Annotated in this window: 11 protein-coding genes and 1 pseudogene; 7 read left to right on the top strand and 5 right to left on the bottom strand. The window is 51.3% G+C overall.

What is annotated here, in order from left to right; genetic code table 11:
* Positions 1-17: 17 nt before the first annotated feature.
* Together ACETK5_RS27180 and ACETK5_RS27175 are read left to right on the top strand one after the other, a co-directional pair.
* Positions 18-1,154, top strand: a complete 1,137-nt coding sequence (locus ACETK5_RS27180; protein ID WP_394059013.1) for a glycoside hydrolase family 88 protein — start codon at positions 18-20, stop codon at positions 1,152-1,154.
* A gap of 298 nt (positions 1,155-1,452) precedes the next feature.
* Positions 1,453-3,330, top strand: coding sequence for a DUF2264 domain-containing protein (locus ACETK5_RS27175; protein ID WP_394059011.1), 1,878 nt, complete (start codon positions 1,453-1,455; stop codon positions 3,328-3,330).
* 97 nt (positions 3,331-3,427) lie between these two features.
* On the opposite strand, the gene ACETK5_RS27170 is transcribed toward ACETK5_RS27175, so the two are convergent.
* Complete coding sequence (locus ACETK5_RS27170) at positions 3,428-4,519, bottom strand: oxidoreductase (RefSeq protein WP_394059009.1); 1,092 nt, start codon at positions 4,517-4,519, stop codon at positions 3,428-3,430.
* Between the two features lie 149 nt (positions 4,520-4,668).
* Between ACETK5_RS27170 and ACETK5_RS27165 the strand changes: the two genes are divergently transcribed.
* Together ACETK5_RS27165 and ilvA are read left to right on the top strand one after the other, a co-directional pair.
* Positions 4,669-5,577, top strand: coding sequence for a LysR family transcriptional regulator (locus ACETK5_RS27165; protein WP_394059007.1), 909 nt, complete (start codon positions 4,669-4,671; stop codon positions 5,575-5,577).
* Between the two features lie 141 nt (positions 5,578-5,718).
* Positions 5,719-6,987: a threonine ammonia-lyase IlvA gene (ilvA, locus tag ACETK5_RS27160; protein WP_096774986.1), complete on the top strand. Its 1,269-nt coding sequence runs from the start codon at positions 5,719-5,721 to the stop codon at positions 6,985-6,987.
* A gap of 142 nt (positions 6,988-7,129) precedes the next feature.
* On the opposite strand, the gene ACETK5_RS27155 is transcribed toward ilvA, so the two are convergent.
* From ACETK5_RS27155 to ACETK5_RS27145, 3 genes are all read right to left on the bottom strand, one after another.
* Positions 7,130-8,068 carry a hypothetical protein gene (locus ACETK5_RS27155; protein WP_100540323.1) on the bottom strand — a complete coding sequence of 313 codons (939 nt, stop codon included), beginning with the start codon at positions 8,066-8,068 and terminating at the stop codon, positions 7,130-7,132.
* A gap of 126 nt (positions 8,069-8,194) precedes the next feature.
* Positions 8,195-8,857 carry a DUF1129 family protein gene (locus ACETK5_RS27150; protein ID WP_326117438.1) on the bottom strand — a complete coding sequence of 221 codons (663 nt, stop codon included), beginning with the start codon at positions 8,855-8,857 and terminating at the stop codon, positions 8,195-8,197.
* Between the two features lie 2 nt (positions 8,858-8,859).
* On the bottom strand, positions 8,860-9,195 hold the full coding sequence (locus tag ACETK5_RS27145) for a PadR family transcriptional regulator (protein ID WP_076325576.1): 336 nt from the start codon (positions 9,193-9,195) through the stop codon (positions 8,860-8,862).
* Positions 9,196-9,941: 746 nt separating this feature from the next.
* Here ACETK5_RS27145 and ACETK5_RS27140 point away from each other — a divergent pair.
* From ACETK5_RS27140 to ACETK5_RS27130, 3 genes are all read left to right on the top strand, one after another.
* A complete protein-coding gene (locus ACETK5_RS27140; RefSeq protein WP_394059005.1) occupies positions 9,942-10,196 on the top strand; it encodes a hypothetical protein in 255 nt (84 codons plus the stop codon).
* A gap of 378 nt (positions 10,197-10,574) precedes the next feature.
* On the top strand, positions 10,575-11,402 hold the full coding sequence (locus ACETK5_RS27135; protein ID WP_100540326.1) for an alpha/beta hydrolase: 828 nt from the start codon (positions 10,575-10,577) through the stop codon (positions 11,400-11,402).
* 77 nt (positions 11,403-11,479) lie between these two features.
* Positions 11,480-12,256, top strand: coding sequence for a DODA-type extradiol aromatic ring-opening family dioxygenase (locus ACETK5_RS27130; RefSeq protein ID WP_100540327.1), 777 nt, complete (start codon positions 11,480-11,482; stop codon positions 12,254-12,256).
* 1,347 nt (positions 12,257-13,603) lie between these two features.
* Here ACETK5_RS27130 and ACETK5_RS27125 read toward each other — a convergent pair.
* A pseudogene (locus ACETK5_RS27125) lies at positions 13,604-14,143 on the bottom strand (DoxX family protein).
* Positions 14,144-14,665: the final 522 nt, after the last annotated feature.

Genomic DNA, 14,665 nt, shown 5'->3' with positions numbered 1-14,665 from the left:
CAGAGGAGTGGAGAGGGATGAAAACGGAAATCGCTTTGGATTGGGTGACGGAAGCCTGGGAGAAATCGCTTGCGAAGACGCAGCGAAACGTAACGCGGGTCGGAGCAAGGTTTCCGCATGCCAGCCAGAATGGAGTCTACCAACTGGAGCCGCCGCATTGGTGGACGGCCGGCTTCTGGCCGGGCATGCTGTGGCTTCTGTACAATGACAGCGGCCTGGCGGAGCTTAGAACCACCGCCGAGCAGTGCGAGCTCATTCTGGATGACGTGCTGAACGAATATGTACGTCTGGATCACGATCTCGGCTTCATGTGGACGCTGACCAGCATGGCTTCCTACAAGCTGACCGGCAGCGAAGAGTCCAAGATCCGTGCGCTCAAGGCAGCCAACTTCCTCACGGCACGCTTCAACCTGAAGGGCCACTATATTCGAGCCTGGAATCCGTGGTCGGAAGGGGAGGATAACGCGGGCCTCGCCATCATCGATTGCGCCATGAACATGCCCCTGTTGTTCCAGGCGTCGCAGATCAGCGGCGATCCCCGCTATCGGCATATGGCCGAAGCGCACATGGATACGGTGGTCCGGGACTTCGTTCGGCCGGATGGTTCCGTCTATCATATCGTTCGATATGATCCGGCAACCGGTGAGCGCCTGGAAGGGATCGGCGGGCAGGGCTTTGCGCCGGAATCCGCCTGGTCCAGGGGAACGGCGTGGGCGATCTACGGCTTAACGCTTGCCTACCATCATACAGGCAAGTCGGTATACCTCGACACGGCCAAAACGGTTGCGCATTTCTTCCTGGCGAATCTGCCGGAGGACCATGTGCCGTTCTGGGATTTCCGCGCGCCGGATGAGGCCCGCATCTACCGGGATTCCTCCGCCGGTGCCTGCGCCGCCAGCGGCCTGCTGCTTCTGGCGGACAAGGTGGAACCGGGGCAGGGGGCCGTATACCGGACGTCCGCAGTCCGAATTCTGGAATCGCTGTACCGGAATTACGGTACGTGGGACAACGATAAAGAGGAAGGCCTGATTCTCCACGGCACTAGTCATTATCCGGAAGGCCGGAATATCGACGTGCCCCTGATTTACGGCGACTTTTTCTTTGTCGAAGGACTGGCGCGGCTAAGAGAAAAGGGGCCCTTTTACTGGGAATAAAGGAGATTGAAGCGGACGGATGGGGTACTAGGACTGGGGGCAGGGACAAGACCAGGACCAGAGTTAGGAACAGAAAAAAAGAAAAGCTGAGGAAGAGTAGAGGGAGAGCAGACGTACCGGAAGAGGATAAGAGAAGAAGAAGCACTGGGAAATGGATAGTAAGGTAGATTCTCAGGAAGAGAATAAGAGAAGCAGGTGCTCGGGAAAGTCATAAAAGATGCGAGTAAGAGGATAAGAGATGTAGAAGTACAGGAAATGAATAAGAGAAGCATTCCGGAAATGGAGTGAGAATTTAAAAATGAGCATACAGACTGCTGGGGGTCCCAAGGGCGGCTCGACCCATCCGGTTGCCCGGAATCCGCTGCGAACAAGAGAGGATGTGCAGGAAGCACTCACCCAACTGCTCGAGCCTCTGAATACATATTATAGCGAGGGGCGCGCACGATTAATCCTCGACCGTTTGGGCGTCGACGCCTATGCCGATATTGCGGAGATGGAGGGCTTCTCGCGCGTGCTGTGGGGACTCGTTCCCGCCGTTGCCGGAGGCTCCCATGACGAGCTGTGGGAGCTGTCTCTGCAAGGGATACGCTCAGGGACGGATCCGGAGCATGCGGAGTACTGGGGGAAGGTTAAGGACTATGATCAACGTCTGGTGGAGATGGCGGTGTTCGGATTGGCCTTTGCCCTGATTCCGGAGCGCATCTGGCAGCCGCTGAGCGAGAAGGAGAAGTCTAATCTCTATCAGTGGCTCGATCAGATCAACTACCATCCTTGCTATGATTGCAATTGGCTGTTTTTCCACGTATTTGTCAACGTCGGTTTCCGCAAAGCTGGCTTACCGTACGATGCGGGGCAGTTGGAGAACAATCTCCAACGAATAGAGGAGTTCTATCTGAATGCAGGCTGGTATAGCGACGGAATCGGGGGGCACAGCGATTACTACGTGCCATATGCTTTTCATTTCTACGGCCTGATCTATGCGCAGCTGATGGGAGAGGAGGACCCCGAACGCGCTGGTCGCTACAGGGAGCGGGCGGCGTTGTTTGCACGAGATTTCGTCCACTGGTTTGCCCCCGACGGGGCAGCCGTTCCTTACGGGCGCAGCTTGACGTACCGCTTTGCCCAGTCGGCCTTCTGGTCGGCTGCGGCTTATGCCGGACTGGAAGGGTTTAGTCCGGGCCAGCTGAAGGGGCTGGTCCTGCGAAATCTCAGATGGTGGTTTCAGCAGCCTATTTTTGACCGGGACGGCGTGCTAACGGTGGGGTACGCTTATCCGAACCGAATTATGTCGGAAAACTATAACGCGGCCGGCTCCGTGTACTGGTCGTTAAAGACGTTTCTGATCCTGGCTTTGCCGGAGGAGCATCCGTTCTGGACGGCCGAGGAGCAGGAGCTGGCGGAGACGGGAAGTATTTCGGTCCAGGAGCCTGCACATCTGGTCCTCTGCCGTGACGAGCAGACTGGTCATGTGGCCGCCTTCAATACGGGCCATCCGTCTACCAACGAGCATACGCATACTTCGGCCAAGTACGAGAAGTTTGTCTACTCTACCGCCTTTGCGTTCAGCGTGCCGAGGGCGGAATGGGGACTGGCTCAAGGTGCTTTTGATTCCATGCTGGCGCTAAGCGAAGGTGATCGACTGTACCGGGTCAAACGTTTAGGCGAGGAGACGCGGATTCAGGAGCATGTGCTGTATGCCAGATGGAAGCCGTGGAGAGACGTGGAGGTACGGACATGGATAGCTGCGGGGCTGCCTTGGCATATCCGCATTCACCGGATCAGCACGGGCAGAATACTTGATGCTGCAGAAGGCGGTTTTGCATTAGGTTTAGGATCTCTGGACAGCTCCTCGGCGGGAGAGGGAGTAGCATCTGCTTCCGGTACCTTCGGCACGAGCGCCATCTATGGCATGCTCGGTTACGATACGGCAGAGCTCATTTATCCCCATGCCCAAACCAATCTGCTGCGTCCCCGAACCGTCATTCCTACGTTGAGGGCGGCGCTCAAACCCGGAACCCATTGGCTTATATCGGCCGTGTTTGGCGATCCAAGCGCTCCGGTCATCGAAGAGCCTTCCATGGAAGCCGTGAAGGAGGGGCTGGGCGTAGAAATCTTACATCGTCAGATTAAGATAACCACGCAGAATGGGAATGTTATTGTGATTCCGATGGACTGATGGGCATGCCGTCATTCGTAAGTTGGAGGCGGATTCGTCTCTGTACCCAATACAACCACGAAAGCCGGGGGATTGATAACCCCGGCTTTCGTGCGCTTCATATAAGCACCTCATCCTCCCTGATCGTGGCGATGGGCTGCAGAAATTGATGATCGAAGGGCCGGAGCTCAGTCCCTGCCCGAGCTTTATTCACCCAGTCCGGGTTGACCAAGGCGCTGGTGCCGATCGCAACGAAGTGCGCATGGCCTGAAGCCAAGAGTCGTTCCGCGACAGCCGGATCACCGAGTTTGCCGTTCGCGATGACGGGAACGCTGCTATACATGGTGGCAAGCTCGGCTAAGGTCGCCTCGCCCTCAGCGAAAGCGGGGGCGTAAGCTTTGTACTCCGTCGTGTGAATGTAAGACGGTGAAGCCCCACTCAATTGACCGAATATGATCTTGGCATCCTCCACTCCCTGAGCCCACTTATGATGAAAATCGTTCACCTTGCCCTGGGAAACCCGAACACCCACAATATAGTCCGGGCCAACGGCTGAGCGAATGGCTTCCAGCACCTCAACGACGATTCGAATCCGATTCTCCGTGGACCCGCCGTATTCATCCGTTCTGTGGTTGGTGTAATCGGTTATGAATTGATCGAGCAGATAGCCGTTTGCCGCGTGGATTTCAACCCCGTCGAATCCAGCGGCCTTGGCGCGAAGTGCCGCATGAGCAAAATCCTGAATGGTTTGTTTAATCTGAAGCTGCGTTAACTCCCGAGGGGTGGCGAATTCTCCGCTTCCTCCATGATCCTCAAGCATGGCGCCCACCGGCTTCACCGCTGAAGGCGCAACCGGGACGAATCGATCATGCTGAACCAGGGCCCCGGCGTGCATCAGCTGTGCAATGATTTTACTCCCCTCCCGATGAACAGCTTCGATGACAGGCTTCCAGGACGCGGCCTGCTGGGCATTGGCCATGCCGGGTTGGTTGAGATAACTCTGACTCTGTACGGCATCCGGATAAAGGCCTTCCGTAATGATCAGACCGAACCCGCCCTTCGCGAATCTCTGATAATATCGAACCATTCGGTTGTTAGCCAGGCCATTCGGCTCTGCGCTCGTTCTGGTCATGGGTGAGAGTACGGCGCGATTGGGCAGTTTCAAAGATCCTAATGAAGCTTCGGTTAGCAGGTTGGGATATGAATGCATGGTTGTATCCTCCTCATTGGTTGATCAGTCTTATTGCGACCGACGCTTGTTAGTGGGTATGATCTGATTGTATTTCGCATGGTCTATACTGTAAAATGATAGAAATTGATGTATATATCAATAAAAATGATACCAAGAAGGTGAGCTGGATGGACTTAACGGATCTGCGGGTTATATCCGTCATTGTGGAGGAAGGCAGCGTATCGGGAGCTGCCGAGAAGATGGGGTATGTGCAATCCAACGTGACAGCGCGCATACGCAAGCTGGAGTCCGAGCTGGGTGTTCCCTTGTTCGACAGACATCCAAAGGGCGTCTCCCCCACGGAGAAGGGGCTCGTTCTTCATCGATATGCGAAGGAGATTCTCGGCATGGCTGAGGAAGCCGTTGCAGCAGTGAAGGAGCCCCCGTATCCCAGCGGTCCGCTTGTGATCGGCGTCGTGGAGACGATGGCGACATCGCCATCCTTTATTCAAGCCTTGTCCGAATTCCAACGAATCTATCCGGAGGTCGCGCTGTCTCTCGTCAGCGGAACTTCTCCACAGCATGAGGAAAGCATGCTCCGTCGAAAATTGGATGGGGCATTCATTACCGGTGATTATGACAGGTCACGGCTGGAGATCGAGCTGGAAATCCGGGAGGAGGTGTCGCTGCTTGTTTCGTCGGAGAAATACGGAGAAGAGGAGACGTTCGAGGCGTTCGGTCTATCGGGTGCTTCTTGGATCGTGTTTCCCAAGGGATGTCCGTTCCGGAAGTCTAACGAGGAATGGCTTCGCAGCGAAGGGATCGCCACAGCAAACATGATCGAGATCAGTACATTGGAAACGATGCTCAGCTGTGTACGAGCCCAATTGGGTTGCGCGCTTCTGCCGGCATCGGCCATTCCTTGGTCCGATCCAAGTTTAAGGTCCTACCCCGTTCCGGATGGGTATCGCATTGCCACGACACAGCTCGTCCGTCGCAATGAATCGTTCCGCAGCAAGGCGTTTGCTGCTTTTGCAGCATGCGTCAGAGAAGCGGGCGGGATAGGTTCGACTGGAAATCAGGCCTCATGCTCTTGAAATCATCACCATTTTGCGAAGGCTTGCCAGAAAAGGGCGGGATATTTTCATGAAAAGTGATACAATGATAGAAATACGTAAATAAGGGTAGCGGAAGGATCAACGTTTACCTGGCAGCGAAGTGGGAGTGTGATCGAGAGAATGGAAGAGACGTATACGGCAAAACGGGCAGTCAGCATGGAGGACATCGTGCGCGCACACCACGTGCTTCGTGAAGTGATCGTACGCACGCCGCTGCAGCGGGACGCTGTGCTATCGGCTAAGTATGACTGCGAAGTGTATCTGAAGCGCGAGGACCTGCAGGTGGTTCGCTCCTTCAAGATCCGCGGCGCTTACAATATGATTCGCAGCTTGTCGGATGAAGAACGCAGCAACGGCATTGTGTGCGCGAGCGCGGGTAACCATGCGCAAGGGGTGGCTTTCTCCTGTAACGCGTTGAATATTAAAGGCAAGATTTACATGCCGAGCACGACCCCGAACCAGAAGGTGAAGCAGGTGAAGCGTTTTGGCGGGGGCAGTGTTGAGGTCATTCTGACAGGCGATACCTTCGACGATGCATATGCTGAAGCGATCAAGGCCTGCGATGAGTATGGCATGACCTTTATTCACCCGTTCGATGAAGCGAAGATTATCGCGGGTAACGGAACGATCGGGATGGAGGTTATGGAGGAGCTGGACGCGCCGGCCGATTATATGTTTGTCACCATCGGCGGCGGCGGTCTTGCGGCTGGCGTGGCAACGTATGTCAAAACCGTCAGTCCAACAACGCAAGTTATTGGCGTTGAACCGCTCGGGGCTGCGTCCATGATCGAATCCAAGAAGCAGGGTGAGGTCGTCACCATGCACGAGATCGACAAATTCGTGGATGGCGCCGCCGTGAAGCGTGTCGGGCAGCTGACTTATGATATATGCTGCGAGTTGGTTGATGACATCGTGACGGTTCCGGAAGGAAAAGCCTGCACCACCATCCTTGAGTTATATAACGAAAATGCGATCGTTGTAGAGCCTGCCGGGTCGCTGGCCGTGGCTGCGCTGGATATGAACCGGGACCGGATTCGCGGAAAAACGGTGGTATGCATCATCAGCGGCGGCAATAACGATATCGACCGGATGCAGGAAATCAAGGAGCGCTCCTTAATTTATGAAGGGCTGAAGCATTACTTCATGATTAACTTCCCGCAGCGTGCGGGAGCACTCCGCGAGTTTCTGGAAGAAGTGCTTGGTCCCGACGACGATATCGCACGCTTCGAATACACGAAGAAGCATAACAAGGAAGACGGGCCGGCCCTGGTGGGCATCGAGCTGTTAAGGCCCGAGGATTACGGTCCGCTGGTAGAGCGGATGCAGCGCAAGGGACTGGATTATACAGAGCTTAACAAGAACATGAACTTGTTCAATCTGCTGATTTAAGAGGTATACAGGCCGCGATAAATAGGCTCAGACTACGATTAAAAGCCGGATTCTCCTACAAACGGGAATCCGGCTTTTTTATACATATTCATTAGGGTGGGAATCTTGCTGAACCATTGGGAATGGTCTGTGGTTCGTTTGTCTAGTCGAGCGGAACCGCCTTCGCACGATACTGCTCCACTTCCTGGGTCAACTTGTCCTTGTTGCTCTCAAGCACTTCAGACCAGGACTTTAGCTTTTTCAAGAGAGCGCTTTTGGAGACGGTGTCGCTGTCTTTGAGGATGTTATCGAAGGCTTGCCGCACTTCGGGGTCCAGAAGATTGTCTTCGTACTTGAATAGCGGTGTATTGTTATAGCCGTAGAATAAGCTTAGCTCAGTAAAACGAAGCTTCAGCTTCACATCAGCGGCTCGGTTTGATTTGGGATACGTCGTAATAAAGGCCTCCTGCGCAAGTCCACGTTCAATGACCTCGGACCAAGGGATCACCAAGGCGGCATCACTGACGGCAGGCTTTTCGGATTCCACGATCATGATGTCGATATAGGCCTGAATATCCTTATTGATATAAGGCTTGTATGGTTTCAGTGTCGTATAGTCGATAATCGGGAAGATGACGCCTTCGGTCGTATATAGTCTGTAGCCGCTGTCCCGCAGGTTGATGAGCACCTTGCGAAGCGTGTCGTCCTTGGTTTTGTTAATGGTGGTGTTAATCGGTTCCCCGAATTTGTACAGGTTCATCAGTTTATCTTGAATGCCGATTTCATACACCTTGTCGGTTTTGGCCGGGAGCGCATCATTCATCGCATTCTCCAGCTTGAGCACCAGCATGGTCGCCTGATACGTGGTTACGCTGCGGATATGCTTGGTGATGTAAGACTTGGCATAAGCCACGTCGGATTCCTTCAGCAGTTTACTGGCTTTGTTGTAAACCGCATTGCCGAAGGCAGTAGCTTTACTTGAGACGGCGGTTGAACCAGCTTGGGATACGGATGCAGGTGCCGCGTTAGCGATGACGCCAGTCTGGATCGATAGAATAAGTGCAAGGATGGCAGCCATCGCGGATTTTTTTGATTTTGACATATATCTTCCTCCCTTACCACACATTACCCTTATCCTATCATCTTCTATAGAACATTAGTTTACAATGAACGAAAAAATATTAAAGATTTTGTTATGCGCCGGACGCGAATTCATGACGAGTTTGTATTATTTGCTCGAAAAAAGAAGTTTCGTCCCTGCGATTCCGACCAGGAAGATAACGAGACTGATCCATGGCGCTATCGTCAGAACCGGCAGCAGCCGCCCCAGCCATACGCCGGCAACCAGAATCACTACGGTAATGGCGACATAAATCCCCATATTGCGGACATTAATCTTGCGCTTGTCCTCCTCCGGTTTGAAGGTGTCACTCTTCATCCATCTTAATAGTGCGTGGATAAGCACATAGGAGCCGCCTGCGATCAGAATCAGGGTGGAAATACGTACCTGCGTCATGCGCTCAACCGGTCCCCCGGCCCACATTGTGATGAATCCGACCAGCGCTTGGACGAAGAAAAACCAGGTTAAGGCAATCCATGGGATCATGACATGGTATTGGAGACTGCTGAGGCCTTTCATTTTTGGCAGCTGCTCCACCAGCTCCTTGCAGTAGGACTCGGGATCGCTTCCGAATACATCCTCAGCACTTTTGCCTTTGGCTTGGGCATCCAGCAGGTGCTGGGCGATTTCGAGCAGCAGTTCCTCGCCTTTTTGCTCCTGCACGGAGCTGCTGCGGATATAGACAACCATGTCTTGGTAATAGCTCAGGTTGTTTGGCTTCATGGCATCCTGGAGTCGGTTGTTCTCTTTGATCATCTGTTTGGTATTCATCTTTACTGTCCTCCGCGGGTTAGAATATGGTCCACACTATCTTTAAGCGTTCCCCAATGTTCCTTGAATTGTTGAAGAACGTGCAGGCCTTTATCGGTCAAATTGTAATATTTGCGGGGCGGCCCCCCGGCACCGGGCGCAGGCCGTAGTGTACCTTCAATAAGCTGGTCTTTCTGCATGCGAAGCAGCAAGGGATAGATGCTGCCTTCGCTTACAAACGTGAGTCCACTGTCTTCCAGCAGCGTGCTAATCTCATAACCATATACCTCCCGATGCTCCATTAGCGAGAGAATGCAGCCTTCGAGAATGCCTTTTAGCATTTGACTTTGGGTGGTCATGAATGGGGTTATCCTCCTTCAATTATATTGCTATGCAAGGTAGTGGGGCGCATTGAGGCTGGGCTACGAATGAGAATGATCAATGACGAGTGATGGCGATGGTGGATGAGAAAGACAATGACAATGACGAACGACAAATGATAATGGCAAATGACATTGGCGAATGACCAATGGCAATGGCGAATGAGAATGACAATGACAATGGCGAATGAGAATGATAATGACAATGGCGAATGACAATGAACAATGGCGAATGAGAATGATAATGACAATGGCGAATGACAATGAACAATGGCGAATGAAAAAATATCAATTGACCAATAAAGAAATAATGAATAATGAATAATGAATAGCGAACGAACAACGAAAAATAAATAACGAATAGTCAAAAGCCAAAAGCCAAAAGCAAAAACCAAAAACCAAAATCAAAAGCCAAAAGTAATAGCAATAGCACAATAGCAACAGCACAATAGCAATAGCAATAGCAATAGCAATAGCAATAGCAATAGCAATAGCAATAGCAACCAGTCAATACGCACCTTTTCCCTACAAAATGAATGTCCCTGCAACTACCTTGTTATGCAATATATCATAGCAGCAACATACTTGCAATGCAAGGTAGCTAGAAAATATATGTCGTATTCGTTAACCAGGTATAATTCCCCGGCTCCTATTTCACAATAATAAGCATTCTAAGCAATAGACGACACTCTAAACATTTAGGGATAAGAAGGAGGAGTTCTCAGGTGAGTGCTAACTTTTATGACGATGAATTGCATGGTGGAGACGCTGTGCCGGCAAACGGGCAAGAGGTTGTCTCGGGCAGCAGTGCAGCGGATGGGATATTTGGCCAGCCTGAAGGAGCATACGCCTCCGAGGGTGATGAAACAGATCTGTCTGCCTCATCCTTATGGGAGAACGACCCTGTCGGGAAGACCTGGATGAACGATTGGAGCGGACGAGAAGAGACCCATGCAATGTTTCGCCAGAGCTATGAGTAGAGGTTAAAGATGCGGTGCGAAAACTGAATGAAGGTTGAAGTGGACAAGAAGAGTTGCACGCTGGGTTTTGCAGAGCCGCGAATGGATGCTGAATGGACCATTTCTTAACCTATGTAGCTTTAGTAGAAGGTTGAATCGCTGCATAAGGTTGATTTTTAGGAGTTAAGCATGGCTATAATCTCGCCTCGCTTCAGTCAAAATCCACTCGCATCGCACTATCATATCCCACTATCTTGTCCTTACACTGCAGTTCGCCGTCTGCCATTTGCGTTGACAATCCATAATCACGATGCTAAGATAAGTTTAATTAATTCATATTAATCTTATCGGAATTATTAATATTATGATTACGGCGCGTTATCGCAAGGAGGAATCGGCATGGAACGGCAAATTACAATCCGGCATAATCAAGAGGAACTTACGGCAACTATCCATTACCCATTAAAAGAATCGGCCCAAGGCGGCCGGTGCAATCGGGTACCGTTGGTCATCATCTGCCACGGCTTTGTTGGAAGCCGGATCGGCGTGGACCGACTGTTTGTCAAAACGGCGCGTGCGTTTGCCGAGGACGGGTATATGGTGATCCGGTTCGATTATATCGGATGCGGAGAGAGCTCAGGCAATTATGGCAGCGAGGGGCTCGACTCGATGATTGCCCAGACGCGTTCCGTTCTCGATTATGGACTCAGCTGTACCGATGTCGATCCGACGCGCATCACACTCATTGGACATAGCTTGGGCGGCGCTGTCGCCCTGCAGACCGCCGTTCGTGACCGGCGCGTGAAGAATCTGATCCTGTGGTCTGCGGTAGGATACCCGTTCAATGATATCGTCAAAATCACCGGCCGCGATGTGTACGACACCTCTGTTAAGTCGGGATCCGCTGATTATTTGGGATACTCGTTTACCCCGGTCTTTTTCGAGTCATTGGCACAGGGCCAGCCTTTCCAGGAAGCGATCAAGTTTACGGGCAATGTGCTGGTGATACATGGTACCTCGGATGAAGTCATTCCGGTGGACTACGCTTTCCTGTTTCAAAAAGTGTTCTGGATGCGCCAGGAAGGCCGCTGCGATAAGGAGATTATCTTCCAGGCTGATCACACGTATTCCGCCGGGCCTCAGCGCGAGCTGCTCCTTCAGCGGACACGGGATTGGTTGAACGAACAGGAGAACATTCAGCAGGAATGGCAGCACTGGATGATTTAAGGGAGTTATTTGGCATAATGGGCGATTTAACGGTACAATAGAGTTGTCCCTTGATTTTGAAGCTGGAGGTGGCATCGATGACGTTACCTGCTTTATTTATTGCCCATGGTTCGCCGATGATGGCCCTGGAGGACAACGAGTACACCCGCTTCCTTGAGCAGTTGGGGCGGGAGCTGCCTGCACCTAGGGGCATAGCTGTATTTTCTGCCCATTGGGACGATCCGGATCAGCGGCTGACCGAAGATGCCGAGCATGGTACGATGCATGATTTTTACGGATTTCCGGAGGAAATGTACCATATCACGTATCCTGCCCCAGGCAGCGCGGAGCTGGCAGCTGAGATTCGTCAGCGTTTTGAGGCAAACAATCTGCATGCCAAAGCCGTGACCGGCCGTGGACTGGACCATGGGGTATGGGTCATTCTGCGCAAAATGTACCCCGATGCGAATATTCCCGTGGTGGCCTTGTCCGTGGACTCCAAGCGCTCGCCTAACGAACAATATTCCATCGGTGCGATGCTGTCCGATTTGCGTGAAGAAGGCATCCTGATTATCGGGAGCGGCGGTTTGGTGCACAATCTGCGGATGGTGCATGAGAGCGATGAGCCTGATGAATGGGCGGCTGCATTCGATGAATGGATTGCGAAGCAGCTGACGGAATGGAATCTGAGTAATCTGTTTGCGTTTGACAAAAAAGCGCCTCATGCCGGCGATGCTGTCCCTTCCTATGGACGGGAGCATTTTGTCCCTTTGTTTTATGCAATGGGAGCTGCCGATAACGGCCGCAAGGCAAAGCGATTGTTTCAATCTTACCAATATGGCAGTTTGAGTCTAAACTGCTGGTCATTCGAATAATGAGATGCCGGGCTTGGTTCACAAGCTCGGCTTTTGTTGTGTTTGAGGGGATATGTGGGGGATTTCTGTAGGCAGCGAGTCGGGGTAGATGTCTGTGGGAAGAAGCAGGAATAATGGGGCTGTTGTTGGTTTAACCCGTGCACTTGGTCAGTCCGTCGGCCCGGCAGTATCGGACCTCAGATCCGCTATTTTCGCTATCGGCTCGTTTTTGCGGGATTTATCGGACACAGAATCCGTTAAGTTGCTGGTAATCCGTAAAATGATGGCCTAATTCGGTGAATAACGGATCTCTGGTCCGTTAGTGTTAAAAAATGGGTGCTTTTAGTCACAATAAGGTTCTCTGAGTCCGCTAAAATTGTAAGTCGCTCTGAGTGTCGTATGTAAACTCGATGTATGACGACGCTCGAACGTAAGTACTACGCTCTTCGGACCTCAGATCCGCTATTTTCGCTATCGGCTCGCTTTTGCGAGATTTATCGGACACAGAATCCGTTAAGTTGCTGATAATCTTTAAAATGATGGCCTATTTCGGTGAATAACGGATCTCTGGTCCGTTAGTGTTAAAGAAAGGGTGTTTTTGGTCAAAATAAGGTTCTCTGAGTCCGCTAAAATTGTAAATCGCTATGCAGCGTCGTAGTACAACGCTCGAACGTAAGTACAACGCTCTTCGGACCTCAGATCCGCTATTTTCGCTATCGGCTCGTTTGCGGGAATTTATCGGACACAGAATCCGTTAAGTTGCTGATAATCGGCAAAATGATTGCCTTATACGATGAATAACGGATCTCTGGTCCGTTAGTGTTAAAGAAATGGTGTTTTTGGTCAAAATAAGGTTCGGTGTGTCCGCTAAAATTGTAATCGCTCTGAGTGTCGTATGTACACTCGGATGTATGACAACGCTCTTCGGACCTCAGATCCGCTATTTTCGCTAATGGCTCGCTTTTGCGGGATTTATCGGACACAGAATCCGTTAAGTTGCGGATAACTTTTAAAATGATGGCCTATTTCGGTGAATAACGGATCTCTGGTCCGTTAGTGTTAAAGAAAGGGTGTTTTTGGTCAAAATAAGGTTCTCTGAGTCCGCTAAAATTGTAATCGCTCTGAGTGTCGTATGTACACTCGGATGTATGACAACGCTCGAACGTATGACAACGCTCTAACGTATGGCAAAGCTCCAACGTATGGCAAAGCTCGAACGTATGACAAAGTTCCAACATATGATAAAGCTCTAACGTATGACAAAGCTCCAACATATGCCACAACAAAAACAGCCCGGCTTGATTGCTCAAGTCGGGCTGTCTAATCAATAGTGTAGAATTTATCTTCTACAGTTAGCTACTTACCGTGTTATGCCGTTTGTTTTTTGAACGGTGTGTGCGTGGTTCCGTCGCCCTTGGTTGTTTTATGGGTCATTTTGTTCCACAGGCCGCGGAGGTAAGGGAGAACCCAGCGGTCGAAACCGATTTTACCAGCGTTGGCAGCAGCGACGATGATCAGTACTTCAAGCAGCAGCATTTGGGCGTTGGTGCTCACGGTGCCCGAGAAGAGGAATGCGGCGTTCATCACAAGTCCCATCAGAGCAGCGAAGGTGGTGAAGGTACCGAGTATCAGACCGACCCCTACGAGGAACTCACCGAGCGGGATGATAACGTTGAAGAGCTTCACGCCCGGCAGTGCTCCGTGTTCGAGGAACGCTGCCCACCAGCCTTGTACAGCGGGGTGATCGCCGGTTGCTTTGGCAATCGCGCCTTACAGGAAGCCTCCTGCGTCAAATCCGCCCGTCAATTTACCCCAACCTGCCGTCATCCATTCATAACCGATGTAGACCCGAATGATGGTCAGCAGCCACATTGCCAATTTGTTTGTTCTCAGCCAGTTGTTAAACATATAAACCACTCCTTAAAAGTATGATTTCTTTTTTATGAAAGCTTCCTTGCCAATTCTCGGATGTGCCTAAGTTCTGCGATGCTGTTCTTTAGGAAGATGATCATCTCTTTCATGTCTTTATTATAAGTGAAATAAATCACAATATATGTGATTTAAATCACATTCGTGATAAATATCATAAAAAACTTTATATTCGTGAGTTGGCAGGTGGTAAGTTACAGGTGGCAAGCGGTAGGGATAACAAACGCAATATAGAATGGGGAAGAAATAGAGGACAAAGAGATGTGTAAGCTAACAGCATGATGCTCATAGTGAAGAATGGCTGCTTGCAGGATGGTTGCCAGTAGGCTAATAAGCAGTAAGCAGTAAGTAGTAAGCGCAAGGCAGCACCCAGTACGTGGAGCGTGTGGATAGGAGCGAAAGGAGGGATATCATATCGCTAGAATCATTGGGTTCGGTGTGAATTTGTTAAAAGGGGCAAATCTGATTATAGGACACGGATGACCGGTACCGATGGCCGCG

Source organism: Paenibacillus ilasis (assembly GCF_043195395.1).
Classification (GTDB): Bacteria; Bacillota; Bacilli; order Paenibacillales; family Paenibacillaceae; genus Paenibacillus_AQ; species Paenibacillus_AQ lautus.
Note: the sequence above shows the minus strand (reverse complement) of the source record. Positions and strands in the feature narration are given on the sequence as shown.

Excerpts from the sequence above, each read along its gene's own strand:
- ACETK5_RS27180 (WP_394059013.1), top strand. The coding sequence starts at position 18 with ATGAAAACGGAAATCGCTTTGGATTGGGTGACGGAAGCCTGGGAGAAA.
- ACETK5_RS27175 (WP_394059011.1), top strand. The coding sequence starts at position 1,453 with ATGAGCATACAGACTGCTGGGGGTCCCAAGGGCGGCTCGACCCATCCG.
- ACETK5_RS27170 (WP_394059009.1), bottom strand. The coding sequence starts at position 4,519 with ATGCATTCATATCCCAACCTGCTAACCGAAGCTTCATTAGGATCTTTG.
- ACETK5_RS27165 (WP_394059007.1), top strand. The coding sequence starts at position 4,669 with ATGGACTTAACGGATCTGCGGGTTATATCCGTCATTGTGGAGGAAGGC.
- ilvA (WP_096774986.1), top strand. The coding sequence starts at position 5,719 with ATGGAAGAGACGTATACGGCAAAACGGGCAGTCAGCATGGAGGACATC.
- ACETK5_RS27155 (WP_100540323.1), bottom strand. The coding sequence starts at position 8,068 with ATGTCAAAATCAAAAAAATCCGCGATGGCTGCCATCCTTGCACTTATT.
- ACETK5_RS27150 (WP_326117438.1), bottom strand. The coding sequence starts at position 8,857 with ATGAATACCAAACAGATGATCAAAGAGAACAACCGACTCCAGGATGCC.
- ACETK5_RS27145 (WP_076325576.1), bottom strand. The coding sequence starts at position 9,195 with ATGACCACCCAAAGTCAAATGCTAAAAGGCATTCTCGAAGGCTGCATT.
- ACETK5_RS27135 (WP_100540326.1), top strand. The coding sequence starts at position 10,575 with ATGGAACGGCAAATTACAATCCGGCATAATCAAGAGGAACTTACGGCA.
- ACETK5_RS27130 (WP_100540327.1), top strand. The coding sequence starts at position 11,480 with ATGACGTTACCTGCTTTATTTATTGCCCATGGTTCGCCGATGATGGCC.